The sequence below is a fragment of the Acinetobacter sp. BSP-28 genome (assembly GCF_044130285.1).
GTDB lineage: Bacteria > Pseudomonadota > Gammaproteobacteria > Pseudomonadales > Moraxellaceae > Acinetobacter.
The window spans coordinates 166,426-185,442 of the sequence record NZ_JBIQOB010000001.1 but is presented as its reverse complement, the minus strand read 5'-3'; the positions used below and the strand labels follow the sequence as shown (position 1 = coordinate 185,442).

Here is a 19,017-nt window from a genome sequence, read left to right as displayed (position 1 = left end):
AACCATTTATATAATATTATTATTTTCATATTATATTTATAAATCAAATAATATTTTTATTCTTTTGCGCATAATAAATATACTTAAAAAAATAAAATAACAACTATTTTAATTTATTGTTTTCATATACTTATGTATTTTTTATTTTAAATAACATGAAAATTTACTTTTATAAAATTACTAATTTTCATTTATTAAGTCACCACTAACTTAACTTTTAAAAAAATTCAACATTTATCATTGACATAACTTGTTATTATATTTTAAATTCATGATCATTATTAAAGTAGGAATCTTTAATATAAAATTTCAGTAGAAATCAGACCAAAGAGAAATTTTTATGGGGAAATATAGTAGAAATTTAGGCATAGAAAAACCCTGCTCTCCGCCAAGATCACAGGGTTCTAGTGTCAATACGCGAATATCAACAACACCTAGTATCATACAAGACTCGTCAAAAAATCAAGTTTATGCCGCTGGCGATGTTGCCAAAGGCTATGCTTGTGCACATGCAGAGTTACTAGACTTTGCAGCGATGCTCACCGCTATAGATAATGAGAATGAAAATCTCATTGAATTGTTGCAAAAAGTTCACTCTATTCCAGCGCATGTCTTTCGCGATTTAAAACGTCTGATTGGAATCACAGGTACTATGCTGGATCGGTCTCTCGAATTTATTGAAGACCAAGAAAGTCATTATAAAAACCAATCTTAAGAATAAGCCACCCGAGGGTGGCTTTCTTTATTATTCAGCAAACGCAAAATTCCCGGCTTCACGTACACCTTGCTGATTACGGGATAGGTAAACCCCATCTTCAGCACGATCAATACGACGTTTACGGTTACGGTAGCTTTGATTCAGGTTCATACGAGTAATTCGGCGCGTAGGATTCTTTTCATTGAAACCCTGGATTTCTTCCCAGATGTTGTCCATTTCCTCTTGGTCATCCATCATTTTTGCTCTGGACCACAATGTCATCAGGCTGCTTCGACGCTCATTTAGTTTTCGGTTCGCCTGGAAGATTGCGGACTTACCTTCATTCGCAGTCCGTACATCACTCGGTGAAAAGCCCATACCTTGAACAAGCAGATCCATTGAACTTACTTCATCCATAATGGAAACTCCGGTTTTATCCTGTACACCTTCATCACTATAGCGGTAAGTTTTGGCAAAGTTTTTCAGGAAGACTGGCAACATGGTTTCAACACCACGCAGGTTATGACCCTCCGAAATTTCCTGCGCCCCTTTCACCATATTGGTACCAATGCCGGCAACCGGACCTAATGCCGCAGACATGGCAGACTCAGCCCAACGTTTTCCTTCTAAACCTTCCTGTACATCTGGCAATAGTAAATTATTGATGCCGACCCGGCCTGACATATCAATTGGCGTTACTGCTCGTGGTACACCTTTCATGATCAAGTTAGAAATCGTCGGGTTAAATGTTTCTGCCAAATAATTTCTTAATGCAACTTCAGCATCCCATGGATCGTCATCATCTCCACCCATCCAGGAAGCTGCACCAAGTAAGAAGCCAACCAATGGCAAACCAAGTACACCAGCAAATGCCGCATGCATCCCAAGTACAGCACCTAATGCACGACGTGCTTCTTTACGTTCCGCTTCAGTTTCACCTTTAATGGATTGATAAGTTTGACGCGACAAGGTGTAAATCATGTTCTGGCCAAACTGTTTAAACAGTAAAAGTACCTTGGCCACATTGCCCTGCATAATCCGTGGACGGTTCCCAGAACTGTAATCAAAATGACCTTTATATGTAGCATCCACGGCCTGATCAAATGCGGTGTCATGTGTTGCACCAGTTTGACGTGACAAACGGTATGCAGCGATAAAGGTCACTTCACGGTTAAAACGCTCTGCACTATGGAACATGGTACTGGCAGCACGCATAATTGGACGCATTTTCCACATCACACCAGAATCTTCACCTTGGGCAATACCGGCAAGATCATGCGCCTGGGTCACGTCAATCACACCACGATCTACAGCATCTTTATATGCCTGCTGCTCATCCTTGTTTAAGAACTTGGAAATATCTGAACTGACGGCTTTGTATAGATCCGTCTTGGTACCTTCCCATTTGACTTTATGGAACTCGACCCCTTTCCTAAAGTCATTCGATGCCTTAAGCAATTCCTTCGCCGCATTATCAAATCCCCACTTGGCACCCATAATTGGATATGCCACCAAAGGTGTTTGTGACAAGTTGACCATCGCTGCAGCTGGTGACAGACCTAAATAATAAATAAAGCCTACACTGGTCAGCATACTGGAAAGTGGATGGGATTTCGGATTCATCAGGTTTTCATGACGCTTATTCATCTCATCAATGACACGCTGCGCCTTAGGCTGATCATATTCAGGATTAGTTTTCGCCTGTTCAGTTGCATATTTTTGCATTTCATCCAGCTGCTCTGCCATTTGGTCACCATAACGCAGCTTGGCAAGGTATCCGGCACCATGGAACATATTCTGGGCAAAAGCACGACGTGCATCCTGGCTAAATCCTGCGGTACCTTTACGGTGAATACCATGTTTTGCCCAGGATAAATCCGGCATGGAAGATAAATATAACTGGCTTAAGGTGTCTTCAAATTCAGCCTGTTCAGCTGTTGATAAACCTAAATTATCCACTTCACTAAATAGGCTCGACATAAATCCACGACCTACCCCGTCCCGGGATGCATTAAATTCCTTGTCCAGAATCACACGATCTACTTTCCACAACGGGAATTTCTTCATCATTTTGGCACGCATTTTTTGAGCTTCTGCCATGGTCTCGGCCCGGCTGACACTTTCAACTTGTCCATTTTGATTGCGGACAATCACAACGTATTTACCAAAACGAGCCAATGGAAAGTACACGCCTTTCACATAACCAAAAAATTGATTATCCATGTCCTTCAGTAACTCAGCCTTTTTAGTGTTACTGAGCTCTGACCGCAGGATACGTTCCTTAATAGCCTGGTGCACTTTGGCATAGTGCTTTTTGTAGGCATCACGGGCCTTTAAATAGATGTCTTGCGCTTCTGGACTCAGCGCATTGAAGTCATCACGTAACTGCTTATATTTAATGATGCTATCGCCTGCCACATGCGGTTTTACCGGATCAATTTTTGCCAGCGTTGCATCATGCATCAGGTCTGCAAGTTGGTTATCATCCTTCAAGTTGGACCATTCACGCACAATAGTATCGGCTTCAGCACCAGCATCATTTTTATCCGCATCCATTTGCGCTGCGAGCTCATTATATTTACTGAGTGACGGTAAAATTTTGCTGTAAATTTCGGTTAACTGACGACGACCCAATCCAGATAAAGCCAAACCTAGCCAGTCAATCCACTTATTACCTGCCCAATTTTTGGTGCTTTGTACATTTAGTCCCTTAACACCATTCATGATGTTGTCAAAGGTCTGCTGAGCATTGAATTGACGACTAAAACGAATGTCATCATTCTGACCATCAAAACTGCCTTCATTATTCATGGCATGTTTGACTTGATTTGAATTAAAGGCGACTAGGAAATCCATATCTTGAAATGAACGACGAATACCATCAAAACGACCTGAAGCAGATGCATGATCAATCTGTTCACGACTGGTTCGATCTGTAGCTTGCATGGTCTGTTTGGTATTCACAAACAAAGGCATCACAATGCCGTTATTATTGGACTTTACATCACCATACATTTGAGCTGTGGCCAGGTCATCCGTTAGATAAACACCACGTCCAAGCAATCCACCGCCACGATTAAACTTGCTAAATTCAGCCGCGGTACCATGGTAGTAAATTTTTGGCTCCCCATTTTCATCTACCGCCTGTGATGCCTGTGCCGGGTTATTTTCCCAATCGCCAAACCAGCGTTTAAATGCCGGTGTACGTACCTGAAGCCACTGCTGTTCCGTCAGTCTGGTTGGGTTACCATTCGGTGCTTTCATCCATGCCGATGTATTTTCTAGCTGCTGCTTCACCCGTTGTACTGCAGTAATGCCACTTTGTTTTTCAACCATACGCTCAGCTAAGGCCAGGACATCATTTTCATTCAGGTTTAGTTTGATGCCTTTGTCATACAACCAAGCTTTTACGGCGGATACGATACGATCCATAAAACGCTTAATCGCACCTTTCTGTACAATGTTTTTTAACTGCATCTGTGATGCAAGTGTGATCATATACGGCAGGTATTCATCCAGCTGTACATCTTTATTCAGTTCGCGTTCTGCAAGACGTTTAGCCTCAATAGCAACAGGATTTCCCTGTTCAATCATACGCTCAAACTGATGCATTAAATCAGCATAAGCATCCTTGTTCATCAGATTCTGAAAACCGCCATGCCCACCTAATTCATGCAGGAATGTTGCAACAGCGCTGTCTGCATCCAAATTTGATGCAACTAATGTGACTTTTCCGTTTTCGTACCAGCCTTCAACATTGCCGGTCATGCCTTGTTGCTGGTCTTGAACAATATTGAGAATGCCTTGAGTTTCCAAATCAGCAATGGTCTTTTCACCAAAACGGCTGATTAGGGCTTCACGCACTTGTTTAACTGTAGATCCAGCAGTTATGCCATCTGCATGGCTAAATTTTTTATTCTTCGTTTTTGTATTAGAGAGGCTATTTGAAATTTCCTTAAAAATGGCATCAAGTTCTCCAAGACCATTTTCACCTAGCGCTTCTTTTAATTCTGTTCGAATATCTGTTTCAGACATACCAACAGAAAATAGCTCATGCGGAAAATTTGTACTAGATGCATAATCCAAACGGTCAACAGCATGCTCAGATAAATCCAGATAATTATCTATTCGGTAATTATCTAAAGCATCCCTTATTTCATTCAGTTTTTTCATATTCTCATTAGAGATATGACCATCTGTAATGTATTTTTCAGTGACAGAATGGACTAATTCATGATTGACTAACTCTAACTTTGAACCACCCCATGATTTTGTATTTGGGTAAATGTAAGAGGTATCTTGATCAGGAACAAAAAAACCACCTTCGACTAAACCTGCACGAATTACAGAATCATCTATTGTATTTAAATCAGAAACAATATGAATGCGTACATCTGGATTCAGCCTTGCAATTAAACGCAAAAGTTTCCGCGAATAATTTCCTTCTGAGCTGTCTTTCAAAGCCGCTAAATCGTCCACCACATCAGCTAAACGGTTTGCTTTGCCAGCTAATTTACCTAGTAATTCATCGATATTAATTTCTGCTGAAGCATTAGCTATGCCTTCCGAATCCTTGCCCAAATTGGCATTTGTTCTTTTATTGTCTTGGCTTTCTCCAACTCTTGTAGAATTGTTGGCATCTGTTCTTGTTTCTCTTTGGGTAGAGCTTGATATTCTTCCAGAATCCTTATTTTCGACAATGCCAACTGCTCTGCTTTTCCTAGCTCCATGATTGCGTCCGGATGTGCTCGAATTGCTTCCGCTCTCTCCTGGCTGAGTATTCCCGTTTTCAATAAGTACGCGTTCCACTCTGTCATTTTGCTCATGAATATTCTCTTTCAATTGACCCGTAGATTTTTCGTTAAATATATCACCTAATTGCTTCTCCTCTGTAATAGTAATAGATTTATCATCCATAGATGGTTTAGTCGTATCCCCTTCTTTTAACCAGGTCTTAAATTCATCCTTGGTCATGGCACGAACTGGACCTACCTTCCAACCTTTATCAAAATTTGATGAATAGGCTTTAATAGCTTCGTCTTGCGAATTAAACCCAAGCATGACCTTATGCTCGTCAAAACCACCCGTCTGTTGATCTAGCTGATCTACAATGAAGACTTGTTCGGATTCAGGATTGCTCCCAACATAGGTATCAATTTGCTCATTGTCTGCGCCAGTCGTGGTTTTCAGATATCCATAATGGTCACTCATTTGATGAGACCATTCTTTACCATCAGGATCGGTACCACGACGTTCAGAACCACGTGGATTTTCAATGGCAATATCCAGGCCATGTACCTTAATGTGACCTTTCTTGTAGTTGCCAGCTTCAATTTGTGCTTGGGTTGGTTCAGGTAAATCATTCTGAATACTGGTTGCGGCTTGGTGTGCAGCTTGATCAATTGGGCTATGCTTCTGAAGTTCGGCAATCTGTTTACGGATCTGTGCCTTTTTCGGTACGCTCTTTTCAACTGCCAATTGTTGTTCAAGTACTTGTATTTGCTCTACCCCACCTAGGTTAGGTAAGGTAGGTGGGGTAACTGGTTTATCCTGCTTAGTTCCAACTTCCTTTAATGCCTCAAAAACCTTAACTGCCTTTTGTGGCTGCCAATGAGTCATACTTTTTAATTCTTTTTTGGCTTCACTTGGTTTGATGCCTGCCTTATTTGCATATGTCTTGATTTGTTCTGTAGACAAGGTATCAAACATTGGTTTTGCAATAGCTTGGGCATCCGCATGATTACCCTTTTGAATTGCGCGCTTTTCATTTTCTAAAGCAGTCTGCTCTTTTTTATATTGATCCAATTGTGCATCAATATTTCCACGTTTAGATAATGGAACATTCAATGCGCCATGATCTAATGGCTGCATCTGAAAGCTGCTTGTAGTAACTGAATCATTTCGTGCACCTTCACGTAATGATGATTCCGGTGTCATAGCTGGTTCATTATTTTTAGAAATCGCCGCACGTTCAGCATTTAAATTTTCAAGCTGCTTACGCAATTGTGCTTTTTTAGGTATAGATTTTTCTGTAGCTAGCTGCGCTTCAAGTTCAGATACTCTGGTTTGATTATTGCTAGTTTGAATCTCATTTTGGGTAACATGACCCGTATTAATTTGTGCAGTACTTTGTCCATTAGACTGTTCTTTATTACCTAGCCATTCACCACTATGTTGATCCTTAACAGCTATAACTTTACCGGTAAAGGTTTTAGGGTTGTAGTCGATCTTATAATTTGGATTATTCTTAACCTTGTCATATTCACGGTCAGATAATTCATAACTGCCTGAACTTTCTATTTCGTCAGCAATAGCAGTGACACGCGCATTCGTTAGACCATGGGTTTCACGTACACGATCATTTGCTTCGGTGAAGATTTCAGGATTTGCTTCGCGCATTCTTTGACGGACAGCATTTACTTTTGCGATAGAGCGATCCATCTTGGCAAAGTTTTCACGATGATTTTCAACAGTAGACTTTTGTGGGTTGTCGATATTTACATCACTCTGTGCCTGAATATAAAGCTCACTCTGTAATTCAGCAATTTGTTTACGAATCTGTGCCTTTTTAGGTACGCTTTTTTCAGTGGCAAGCTGTGCTTCTAGTTCGGTTACTTTGGATTGAACACCAAGTAGTTTGGATTTCACTTCGCTAGTTTGGATTTCATTTATACTTTGGTTGGATGAGATGGCCCGACCTGCATCAGATTGCGCAGGTTGTAGCCCCTTCTGCGCTGCTCCTGTTGCTGTTCCCATTTGCGACGTTGCATTGGTGTCATATTGCTGAGGAAGTGATTGGCTTCCATTGTTAAGCGGTGCATTTCCTCGCTGTGCTGCCTCATTTTGAGTGCTTTCATTAAGGGTGACTGATCCACTCTGCTCCCCTTGCTGACGCTGGCGTAAAGTCTCAAGTGCTGAAATAACTTCAGGACTGTATTTATTTTGGGTACCGTGGATCTGTTCAGGTGTGAGCTGTCGTGCTGCATCTGCTGCCTGTTGTAATGGTGCATTATTGTCTTCGGTTTTCCCAGCTGGGTTAGGTGATGCTTCAGATGCCGCTTGTACCTGCATCTCAATCTGAAATTGCTGAGATATACCGGTATCAACTGCAGCTGCAGCAGCCGATGACAATAGCCCTACATTCGGATCAATACCCATCTGTTCTGATGGAGTTGGTGCATACTGACGGGATAATCCACCAAATTCAATCTGACTTTCTGCATCAGTTGGCATTTGGTCATATTCAAAATTCTGACGTGCTTGCGTTGGCTGTGCAGAAGCCTGTGCACCAGCAGGAATGTACTCACCTTGCAAGCCATCATAACCAAGACCTGGTATTCCACTACCTCCTCCGGTTGGCGCAGGAAGTAATGGATTTAAACCAGTGGTATCCGCATCATTATTTGTATCGGGGTTTGCTGAATTTGGTTGGCCAGCCCATTTTGAAGCCTGACTGGTACCAGCAACCGTACCACCCATGGCCATACCTGCCAAAGTCCCCATAACAATGGCATCATCTACACCATTAAATAGATCTTTGTCCAATGCATAGTTCTGTAATACCTGCTCAGTCACTGACTGAGGCATTTCTTCTAGCAATCCTTCACTGATAGCGCCGAGTACTACACTTTTTGGAATACTCGAGAATGGAATCTGCGTAATCTCTTGTGCTACTTGCTCAGGCTTTACGCCCTTGGCCATAAGAGTATCTACATCTTCAAAGCCAAGTTTTTTGGCCACGGTACCACCAAGGAAACCAAGTAAACTACCTGCAACCCCAGTACCTGCTGCTGCTGCAGTTTGTTTTCCAGTTAGTAAGCCGTCATCCGTTTTCTGACGGATCTGTTCAGCCTGTGAACCTGCCATTACAGCACCTTCACCAATGGCACCTGAAGCAGCCGCACCAATTGCCCCCTTGGATGCAATGTTTATCCCACGACCCGCTAAACCACCCACTGCCATAGATGGTAGGGATTCAGTCACGGTATTTGCAATAATCGAAGGATTAGACAGTGCCACCTTGGTCTTATCGATAATTCCTTCGGCATCAGCAAACTGTTGTGACTGCACTTTGGCTTGATCTGTTTTTTGATCCTGCCAATATTTTTGTGCCTGACCCAGTTTGAAATTATCTGAAAGGTTGTCTACTGCCTTACCTGCCCGGCCACCGGTATAAAGATCAGCAACACCGACAGCTATATCCGGTACCGTAGCCAAACCACCCATGAGTGATGCACCCAAATCACGTGCATGACCGGAAAATCCTTTATCTACTGCCTTAGCTGTACTGGGATCAAAATTGAAATTTTTATCTTTTGAAACTTGAGTCTGATTCTCTACTACAGGCTTGGCGGTACTTGGATCAAACTTAGATACACTTTGCTCAGTGACTTTATTGGTATTCTGGTCATCTAAGAATGGATTATTAATGACTTTAGAATCAGGCATGACACACTCCTATGGTATGCCTGAATAATGCTGTTTCAGATTGGTATTGGTCGAACCCTACAGGAGTGTTGTATTTACTCCCATTTCAGTCTTTAATAAAACTATAAAAAATTAAGAGATAACATAATGTTAAAACGAATTATTTTTATTGGGGTAACAATTGGGCTTTGCTTACCACAAGTGCATGCAAAAAATTATTATAAGTGGGTAGATAGTAAAGGGAATGTGACCTATTCCAGCAAACGACCGCCTGCAGGAGTAAAACAACAAAAGATTGAAACCCTTAGATCACTCGAATCTACACCAGCCGCGTCAACTCAACGAAAAGAATTTAAATCTAATGCATCAATTCCAACCCAATACATTAACCCATATCAAAATAGCAATAGAACGGCATATACGGTACCTCGTCAGCCTGAACGAAGTGCAGAAGATGAAGCATTGCGTCAAAAAATTATTAAGGAAGCCAGCACACCGTATAAAGGCTCACCAAATGGTCAATTAACTGCAAACCAATTAAGAACTTTAGCGGCCATGAATGGTGTGGATATGCCTACTGACAATTCAAATTCCAGAAATTCTTATTCTGCACCGACACCACAACGCGCACCATCATCAATTACAAATTGTGATAGTGCTGGATGTTGGGGATCGGATGGCACACGATATAATAAAGCTGCTGGAAATACTTACTTTCCATCAACTGGTGGATCCTGTCAAAACATTGGCGGGAAAATGCAGTGTAATTAATAAGATAAAGCCACCATTGCGGTGGCTTTATTCTATTTCGGAATTGGCATAAATTGCCCCGTCTTCGGATCAAGATATGCACTGTTACCATTAGCATCCTCATAAACCTGATACCCTTGGAATTTAGCTGGAGTAGCTCCTGCAGAGGCTTGCTGTCCTGATGGATTACCCAAGTCAACATAATTGCGTGTCTGGGTATCAAAGATCTGTTGAGGACGATTGACCATACCACCAGCCTGTTCACTCCATTCCTGACCACCACCCACAGTCATATAGCGGTCACGGGCATTCTCCTTACCACCAGTCAAACGACTAATACGCTCCTGAATACTTTGACGCTGCTCATTGGTTTCAGCCTTGTCATACATTTCTTGGAGCTTTTCAATGCGTTGAGCATTACGAATACCAAAACCTTCTTTGGTTTCATTCAATGTTTGCTGGCGTTTTTTCAATCCAAAATCTGCACTAAACTTGGCGGTGTCCTGATCTAATGCCTGACCTTGGCGATAAGTCTGACCATATTCACTCAAGGCATTACGATCATTTGCGCCTTGTTCACGCATCATGGTTTGCGCAATGCTTGCAGCATTATTCGAAGCAGTATTTGCCTGACTCGTGGCGTTATTAGCATCAGTGTTATACATCGTTGTAGCACGATTATCATCACCGGTCTGCAATTCAGACAACTGTGCACGCTGACTTGATGTCATACCACGGGCACCAGCAATGGGTGTACGTAAGTCACGCACAAGTTGATCACGCTCAGCTTGTTGTGTGTCTGTACGTTGTGGCCGGTCTGGATATCGAATACCAAATCCTTGTTGTTGGTTATTCAAGGTTTGATTGAGCGCTTGATTAATTTGCTCTTGTGTTGGTCCCATTTCATGGGTATTCGCCATGAAGTTGCGTACACCATTTGGATCATTCGTACGACGAATGCCGCCGGCAAAGCCACTTGTCTGTAATTCTGGAACACCTGCTGCACGTGCCTGGTTTGCAGCCGCAGGATTGGTATAACTAAAGCTATTGCCTTTTTGCTGAATCGCATAAGGATCAGAATTTTGTGATGCTGCTTTCGCTGGCTGTACAGTCGATTCTGTTCCATACAACTCATTATTTACCTGGTCATTAAAACTAGGCTGTTTAGGTTGTGCTGGTACACTCGGTGTTGATACTGGTTGTGCTGCCTTGGATGCATTATGTGTAGCAAAACGTGCTTGCTGGCTTGCTAAATTCTGTTCTGCAGCTGCTTGTTGTTTATCTGCAAAATTTCGTCCAGCCAAACCAAAGGTTGCTGTATTCCCTACATCGGAAAGCACACCTAATGTACGAACCCCAAGGTCACCAAGGAAAGAAGGATTATCTGTTTGCATGCCAAAACGTTGCCGGTATTGTTCGGTGTCTGTATTGAAACCATCAACTGCTCCACCAATCATTGAACCTACACCATGAAACTTACCTAAACCTTTGGCCACATTTTTAAGACCACCAACGAAGCCACCACCTTCCGCAGCTGCTGTGCTCGGTGCACTGGTATTAGGTATATTGGTTGTAGCCGTTGTCGCGGGCAATTGACGTTGTACAGGCGTTACATCACGCATCTGTGGACCACCAATTTGTTTTTGTGCTTGTGCCTTGCGAATATCATCTGCATTTGGGTAAGGGCTTACCACACCACCGTTTGCAAAAAACAGTTCAGGTTTTTTATGGATACCAAATCCACCCTGAATTTGTGGCTGATCAACTGGTGTATGTGTCTGGTCCTTCATTTGGTCCAGGGCTTGCACACCCACCTGATGTACCTGGTCAGGCGTGAACTGGAATTCACCGTTACTGAGATTAACGTCTCTGGGTTCGCCCATACCCTCTACCGTTTCGGCACGGTCCTTCTCTTTAGATTCTCCCATTTCTTCCAGATTTTCAGCACCAATCTGTTTAGTTGAATCCGCAGGCATGATGTAACTGCCAGTTGGAACAATTTTTTTAATATCGTCTGAAGTTCCGGTACCTTTGCCTACAATCTTGCCACCCTGTTGTTGTGGCTTTCCCTTTTTCTGAATACCAAAGCCCATAAAAAAGCCCTAAATCTTATTTGATGAGTCAAATGTTACTGATCAAATAGAACTTAGAGCGAACCCTATAGCATGTTAATAAGTGTAGTTGTGGCTTTCACTCTCAGATTTAGATTCACTTGCACTGTATGACATGGAACTTGAACCACTGCCGCTAATACTGGCAGATACGTGCATGGCTGACATGGCACCTGCGGCCAATTGAGAGTTAAACTGCGCAATGCCTTTCATACTTTCAGCTGCCAGTTCTGCCTTTTTCAAAGCATGACTTAAATCGACTTCATATTTCTTAATTTGCATTTCAGCATAAGAAATATTGGTCCTGATATTCATATCGGTATACCGCGCTTGGGTTTCTGCATTGGCAATCGATGTACGCATTTTCATATCGGCAAACTTGGCTTGTGTATCTGCATAAGCCATGTTTGTGCGTAAATTTAATTCAGCATACTTGGACTGTGTATCAGCATTGGCCAAAGCAACACGTGTACGCGATTCAATGTAGCGGTTATAAATATCGCTGTTAGCAATCGTTGTTCTTAATGCCAGGTCTGCATAGCGGGAATGTGCTTCCGATACAGCAATGGCTGTCCTGGTTTTCATTTCTGCAAACTTGGACAAGGTATCGCTGTTGGCAATACCAACACGAATTTTCATTTCCGCATACTTGGCCAAGGCATCGGCATAGGCAATGCGTGTACGTGAACCGGATTCAATTACGTTGGCTTGAGCATTCATTTTCTCAATCTGTAATTGTGTCTTGGTCTTAAATAACTCAAGTCCGGTGGTATAGGCTTCGGTGTGCAACTGCAGTTCACGCGCCTTGGCATCAATCCCTGCTCGATAGGCTTCGGTATTGGCCTGGAACTCGGATACACGCACCCGGGCCGCTTCCAGTTTCATATCCGCTTCTTTACTTTTAATCCCAGCCTTCGCGCTTAACCCATCAATGGTCGACGCATAAGTACGTGCCAGGGATTCATAAGCCTGAATTTTGGTACCTTCGGCTTTTACCTGGGAATCAAACATCTCAACCTTAATCCGTTCTGCACCCACCTGCTCAGAATATGCCTGTACTTCTGCTTTGTAGGCATCGAATTGGGTTTTCACCAAGTCGGCCCTGGATGTTGCACCCTGAATCAGTGCTTTATACACTTCAACGTTCGACATCACCGCTTCAATCTTGGCTTTGAACACATCAACACGTTGTTGGTTGATCTGGCCAATAGCAACTTGTGCTTCGATTTGAGTACGATATGCGTTCAGCTTGCTAATCACGCCTTCAATTCGGGTCTTGTACACATCAATCATCGATTTAAAAGCGTCATTTCGCGCATTAAAAATCGAGATTTGTGCATTAAACAGACTAAGTTTGCTTTCAATTTGAAACTTGGCCGCTTCCAGGATGTTCCCAACATAGGCAAGCCACATATCCTGTTTCAGTTTTTCTAGGGCCATACCTTGTTCAGTTAAGAACCGGATATGTTCAAGCTGCTTATCAAATGACTGAATCATAATGTCACGGTTCAGATCAGCATTTCTTAAACGGGCATTCTCACGGATGGCATCCACCTGCTTTTGCAACACACCTTGCGGCAATGAGTAGCCACGGCTTGCCCACTGGTCGACTACCTCTTGCACACTGCGTTCCGTTTCAGTGGCATTGCGTTCACGCGCACGATTGAATAACGCTGTTTCCACATCTGCAGGTAAACCGGTACCAGTATGACTCCCTTGCAGCCAGGAGCGAATTTGCAGGACTAAAGGCTGTATTGCACTATCCTTGTTATAGCTTTGGTAATCCGTGGTAATCACTTGATTGGCCTGGGCCATAATCGCATCAATGTCGGTAGGCACTTCGGCATTTAATTCTGGTGGACGTTCATCAAAAATCGGGAAGGCTTCGACTTCATAAGTTGGCAGCACGATAGATTCGAGAACTTCCATTTCAGGCAATAAAACCTGTGGAGCATCCGGGATCTGTACTGCTGAAATATCTACGTTAGGCCGGGTCGGTGCATCAATCACCATCAGGTTAGGCATTTCAGGAATCTGAATCTGCGGCTGTGCCGGTGCTTGTGGTAATTCAAGATCAGATAAGTCTAGTCCCTCAAGCAAAACACCAATATCGATACTGGTCTGATTACGATGGGTATCCAGTCCAGTCAATGTCAGCGGTGCATAGTCGCCAATCTCGATATTGGTATCCAGTGTTTCAGGCGTGTAGTTGACAAGCTCACTTGGAATCTGAATATCATTGGCCATGATTGGCGCGTCTGGCAAATCAAAGCCCAAGCCAGGAAACGCGCCTGGCTGTGGCGAGTTAGGTGGCTGCTGAATATCAAGATCCAAAGCATACGGCTTAGGCGTTTCAATACTAAGATTCGGTGTTTCTGGTAGTTCAATCGGCTCAAATGTGGCATTTTGCGCATTGGGTAAAACAGGAACACTATCTACACGATCCACTGTGACATTGGATAATGTTCCTACGGCTTCTTGCATACTCGAAAGCAGCTCATTACTGCGGCCTTCAAAGTATTTCATCTTATCTTCGACTTGCTCAATCGCTTGGTCTACGACATTAAGAGTAGGGATAATCATGCTTAAACTCTCCGTTTCGTTTGTGCAATGTCGATAGAAAGATCGTTGATATATCCAAACTTACCGAGCATATTGATGGTGAAATTAAAATGCCGACCACGCAAACCACGGCCAAACAATACGCGGCCATTGGTCAACTGTCCTGATTGTTCTGCAGGTAGTGCGTATTGGTATTGCTGATAATTTCCTGATTGGGTGGTGCCTACATCTACAGTGAAAGCCTTGCTTTGTCCTTCGAGGGTGTATTCCATATACATACCGAGTGGATGAGCTAGGTTTCCTTTACCTATGTCAATCTTTGGCATTTCTACCCTGGCTGCGATTTCAGCATGGCCATAGTCCAGGGATTCAATACCGCTTGCAGTTACGCCATATAGTCGGCCATCAATTACTACAAGTTGTTCATAGTTAAATGCGTCGTAACGTGACATATCCCATGAGTCGCTACTACTCCAAGCAATATGGCTGTCATGGTTATCAATGCTCTCATCATCAATAAACAGCGTATCGTTAATCTGTCCTTTCGCCTTTTTAAATCCGCTGCCTTCATCCTTGATCGTTAAACTATCCTGGATAAGATCAATCGGCTGACTTAACTCAATAAATACATCCGATAAAATTAGGCTATCTTGAATCAGGTCATTAAATCGATTAACTGTTTTAATGCTGTCTGAAATGACAACTTGATCGTGAACCAAGTCGGCAAACTTGATAAAGCTGCTATCCTGGGCTTTTAATTTATCGTTGATCAGCTGACTGGATTGCTTAAACGACTGCACCTCATCCGACAATACCAGGCGTTCTGTGATGATATTTTTCAGCGTATCATTCACAGTGTCATGGATAGACAAGCTATCTATTATCAGGCTATTTGCAGTTTTATAATTGCTAACCTGGTCACGCGCTTTTAAGCTGTCATGAATTATATTGGTGGCCGTATTTTTGCCTGTATATTGCTCAGAGATCTGCAATGAATCCTGGTGCAAAACCTTGATGGTTGAACGTAGTTCATCGGCAATGACAATTGAATCTTCAAGATTGGTTTTGTATTTGGCAAAACTGGTATCTTTAATTTTTACAGCATCAACTATCAATGCCTTTGCCGTTATAACTTCGGTGTAGCTGTCCGAAATCTGAACCCGATCTTCTAACAATAAAAGTGTGGCATTAATCGCCTGGTCGGAAATGACTAAGCTATCATCCAAGCGATTAATGATTTTGCTAATAACAGTGTCGGTAATTCTCATCTGGTCTGCATCACCAGACCTTACTTTAGCGAATGAAAAGTCGCTAATGAATAATGTTTCTTGTACGTCATCACGATAATTACTCATTGATAACCCCTACAAAGTGATAATTAGATTTACTATCTACCAATGAACACTGGCCAACTGCTCTATAAGTTCGCTGTTCATTGATTTCACTTATGTTGACATACTCACTATCACCAAAAGAAACCTTACTGCTTGTCCTGGTAATCATGTTTCCATTTTGATCAGGCGATACAGTGAAATACTTACGATCAATATCTTTGGTTTTAATCTGCAGCGTGAAGTTTTTAATCTGCCATTTCAGCTGTTGTATTTCTTCTAGCGTTGGATATTCATTTTTTGAATACTCATGAATTTTTGGTGCACCACCGCCACCGCTATGATTCCACTCACTGCTTTTAGGATGGATCAGCCAAGTATAATCAGCCGGCAATCCTGGTACCCAAGGACCTTGATCGGCAAAGTCGCTATAAGGTGTTGGACTATAGTTTTCAATTTCTACCCATACCGGGTTGCCATTTACCGGATAGGGTTGTCCTGTCCGTTTCTCAAAATTGCCATGCCATGCAAACACAAAATCATAGGTCCAGTAACGGTATGAAGTTGGATCGGTTATATAAAATAGTTCTAGTGATTCACGGTAGGTTTTATTTTTCTCGTTTTCTTTATAGGCATGTAATACGGTAAACCGATTAAACATGGGAATAAGGATGGCATTCACTACCGATCTATCTTCAATGTTAAGTGATTTTGTTAAATGGCTGAAATAGCGGTTTCTCCACATGGTACCCCCAATTGAACCGAAATAATCAAAGGCAAAATGAGGTTTAGAATCATAACCATGGTCACGCCCTTCTATGGTGGTTTCTACTGTAGTACCTGATGTTTCCTTACGCTCATCTATATCGGTGGTATAGAAATTTCCTGATATACGTGAATCGCCTTGGTATTCATTCATGTACCACTTACCGACGATCATATATTCTTCATAGTCTGTATCTACCACTTTGTTAAAGGTGCGGTTGTCATAAAAATACTTCACTACTTTTAGATCATCGCCTTCATAGTAGGCATACATGATGGTATCGCATTTTGCACTGACACCAGATTCCAGTGCTGAAAAGTCAAAAGAGATACAGCCATCCATTTCAAAGAATGGAAACTTGATTTGTGGTTGAAATTCAGGCTTTGCCGGATGATACAGATAACCGCTATATACCTTTTTCACATGACCGGTATGGTTGGCCATTGGTTGTGCCTGGTAGTTATCCCAATATTCAACTTCTGCTTCAAAGTTACTTGCGCCTGATCTTGCCAGGATTTCATTTTGATCAACATGGCGAAATTTATATAACAGGCTATTTCTTAAAACATCATCACCGCCCCGTATATGGTTAAATATATGGTTGAGATATTTGGCAATTTGGTTTTTTTCTTCGCTGCTTAACTGGCTATCATTGAGATTTACCGCTTCGGTACCGTAATGCCATAAAGAAGGATTAAGCGTTAGCGTAAGACTGTACGTGTGGCAATTAATTAAGCCTTTTGAATCGTAGCTGTAGCCGGTGTTATATGCACTATGGCCATGCGTATTGAATGACCAACCACATGCTGTAAACATGGATTGTTGATTTCTAAAATCTGCCACATCACAGACTTTAATAATCACACCGGCACGTAACCACCGGTCAAAAGCAATCTTGTCTTTCGGGAATGATTCACCGCTAGGTAATGCTTTAAATTTATCTAAAATTTTTATTATTTCAGTATCTTGAAGTTCTTCTTCTACATATTTCCTAAACAATGCATCAGCAGTTAAAGGAATGATTGGTAACGGCATGACATAAACCGCATCACTGATTTCAACAAGCCAAGGATTTTGATTGCTATCAAAAGCTATGCCGTGTGTCTTAGCCCACTTGTAATCGTACTGAAACTGGCCATCAACTGGTGGAACACCTTCATAACCTGGCAATCTGACATTCTGGTATTTTGGCCAGATCTCTTTAAATATTGTTTCAGGCAAAATGATTTGAGCTCGTTCAATCGGATGATCCGGCAAGGCTTCAAACTCTTGCTTACCATAGCCGCCAACAATCTGCATAACTTCGGCCATAGCCCCACTATACCAGGCAGGATTATGTGCAAAATATTGTGTGCGTTTTAATACACCTTCTTCTTTTGGGATAAATTCTGGAAAATCATAACTTTGATCAATGGTCAAACGCTCAAGACTTAATTCTTTACCCGCTTTAGAATCGGTAGCCCTCTCCAAACGTCGTCTACACTGCTCGGTGATTTTAATTGACACCTTTTGATCATCACGCACAGATGCCCGGGTAATTACACCACTAAAAAACATCGGGATATACGGCTTAACATAGCCGTTCTTTTCAAGCTGGTATTCTTTCTGGTGCTGCTTGTCTACGATAACGCGAAAGAGATCTGCGGCATCCTGAATAAGCATGGTGCCGCCATCCGGCAAGTCATGGACCTGTCTGAGTGCATTTAAGTCTGCTTCGGCCTTATAAGTAGAAAAACGATGAACTACAGCTGCAATGAAATTTAAATCACGCCTGGTAGGTTCATCGTTCTTTACAAATAGCCCATATGGTTTTTGGGCCATAGTCTTACACCGTTAAGCTAAGTCGATACCCGAGCTCGTAAACGTCGCCATTCTGGAAGGTACGCGCAATTGGGAACTTGGTTGCTGAAATTAGAACACCGGTAGTCGAACCTTTTGCAGAAGTCGTCAGCACTGCAGCACCAGTCACGGTTAAAGTGCCTGCCGTTGCAATAGTCAATTGCGCTGCAGTAGCCATATTGTCAATCGAATTGGTATTGGTTTCTGCCGGTGTCCAGGTCGGACGGTTAGCAGCGGTATAACCTTCGGTCTGACTGACAATTTCAGATGCTATGGCTGCAAATTGTGCAGCTGTCCAGGTGGAAGTCGGTGCAGTGGTGCCGCTAAACAAAGCCATGTAATAATTAGAAGGTTTTGCTTTGGAACCCAATGCGACATTCAGGATATGTGCAATGCCTTCCGTGGGAACAATGTTAAAGGTGCGTTGCCATTCACCCCCATTGACACGATCAAAGTATTCACCCACCGGCATCAAGCCGCTTGCAATCATTTCTTGCATTTGTTCAAGGCTGACTTGAGCTGTTGTGCCATCAC

8 protein-coding genes are annotated in these 19,017 nt (G+C 42.4%); 2 read left to right on the top strand and 6 right to left on the bottom strand.

The genetic code is table 11. The features are described from left to right. Positions 1 to 340: 340 nt before the first annotated feature. Positions 341 to 715: a hypothetical protein gene (locus ACE01R_RS00940; protein WP_395544254.1), complete on the top strand. Its 375-nt coding sequence runs from the start codon at positions 341 to 343 to the stop codon at positions 713 to 715. Between the two features lie 30 nt (positions 716 to 745). On the opposite strand, the gene ACE01R_RS00935 is transcribed toward ACE01R_RS00940, so the two are convergent. Further along, on the bottom strand, positions 746 to 9,145 hold the full coding sequence (locus ACE01R_RS00935; RefSeq protein WP_395544253.1) for a PLxRFG domain-containing protein: 8,400 nt from the start codon (positions 9,143 to 9,145) through the stop codon (positions 746 to 748). Between the two features lie 126 nt (positions 9,146 to 9,271). Between ACE01R_RS00935 and ACE01R_RS00930 the strand changes: the two genes are divergently transcribed. Continuing rightward, positions 9,272 to 9,895, top strand: coding sequence for a DUF4124 domain-containing protein (locus tag ACE01R_RS00930; protein WP_395544252.1), 624 nt, complete (start codon positions 9,272 to 9,274; stop codon positions 9,893 to 9,895). A gap of 32 nt (positions 9,896 to 9,927) precedes the next feature. On the opposite strand, the gene ACE01R_RS00925 is transcribed toward ACE01R_RS00930, so the two are convergent. From ACE01R_RS00925 to ACE01R_RS00905, 5 genes are all read right to left on the bottom strand, one after another. Then, complete coding sequence (locus ACE01R_RS00925) at positions 9,928 to 11,967, bottom strand: hypothetical protein (RefSeq protein ID WP_395544251.1); 2,040 nt, start codon at positions 11,965 to 11,967, stop codon at positions 9,928 to 9,930. 75 nt (positions 11,968 to 12,042) lie between these two features. Then, positions 12,043 to 14,568: a hypothetical protein gene (locus tag ACE01R_RS00920; protein ID WP_395544250.1), complete on the bottom strand. Its 2,526-nt coding sequence runs from the start codon at positions 14,566 to 14,568 to the stop codon at positions 12,043 to 12,045. Positions 14,569 to 14,570: 2 nt separating this feature from the next. Continuing rightward, entirely contained in the window at positions 14,571 to 15,902 is a 1,332-nt protein-coding gene (locus tag ACE01R_RS00915) for a hypothetical protein (RefSeq protein ID WP_395544249.1), read from the bottom strand. Next, the gene (locus ACE01R_RS00910; protein ID WP_395544244.1) at positions 15,895 to 18,465 is read right to left on the bottom strand and encodes a hypothetical protein; all 2,571 of its coding nucleotides are present in this window, start codon (positions 18,463 to 18,465) and stop codon (positions 15,895 to 15,897) included. The genes ACE01R_RS00915 and ACE01R_RS00910 overlap by 8 nt, the downstream gene beginning before the upstream one ends. 4 nt (positions 18,466 to 18,469) lie before the next feature. Next, the gene (locus ACE01R_RS00905) at positions 18,470 to 18,982 is read right to left on the bottom strand and encodes a hypothetical protein (protein ID WP_395544335.1); all 513 of its coding nucleotides are present in this window, start codon (positions 18,980 to 18,982) and stop codon (positions 18,470 to 18,472) included. Positions 18,983 to 19,017: the final 35 nt, after the last annotated feature.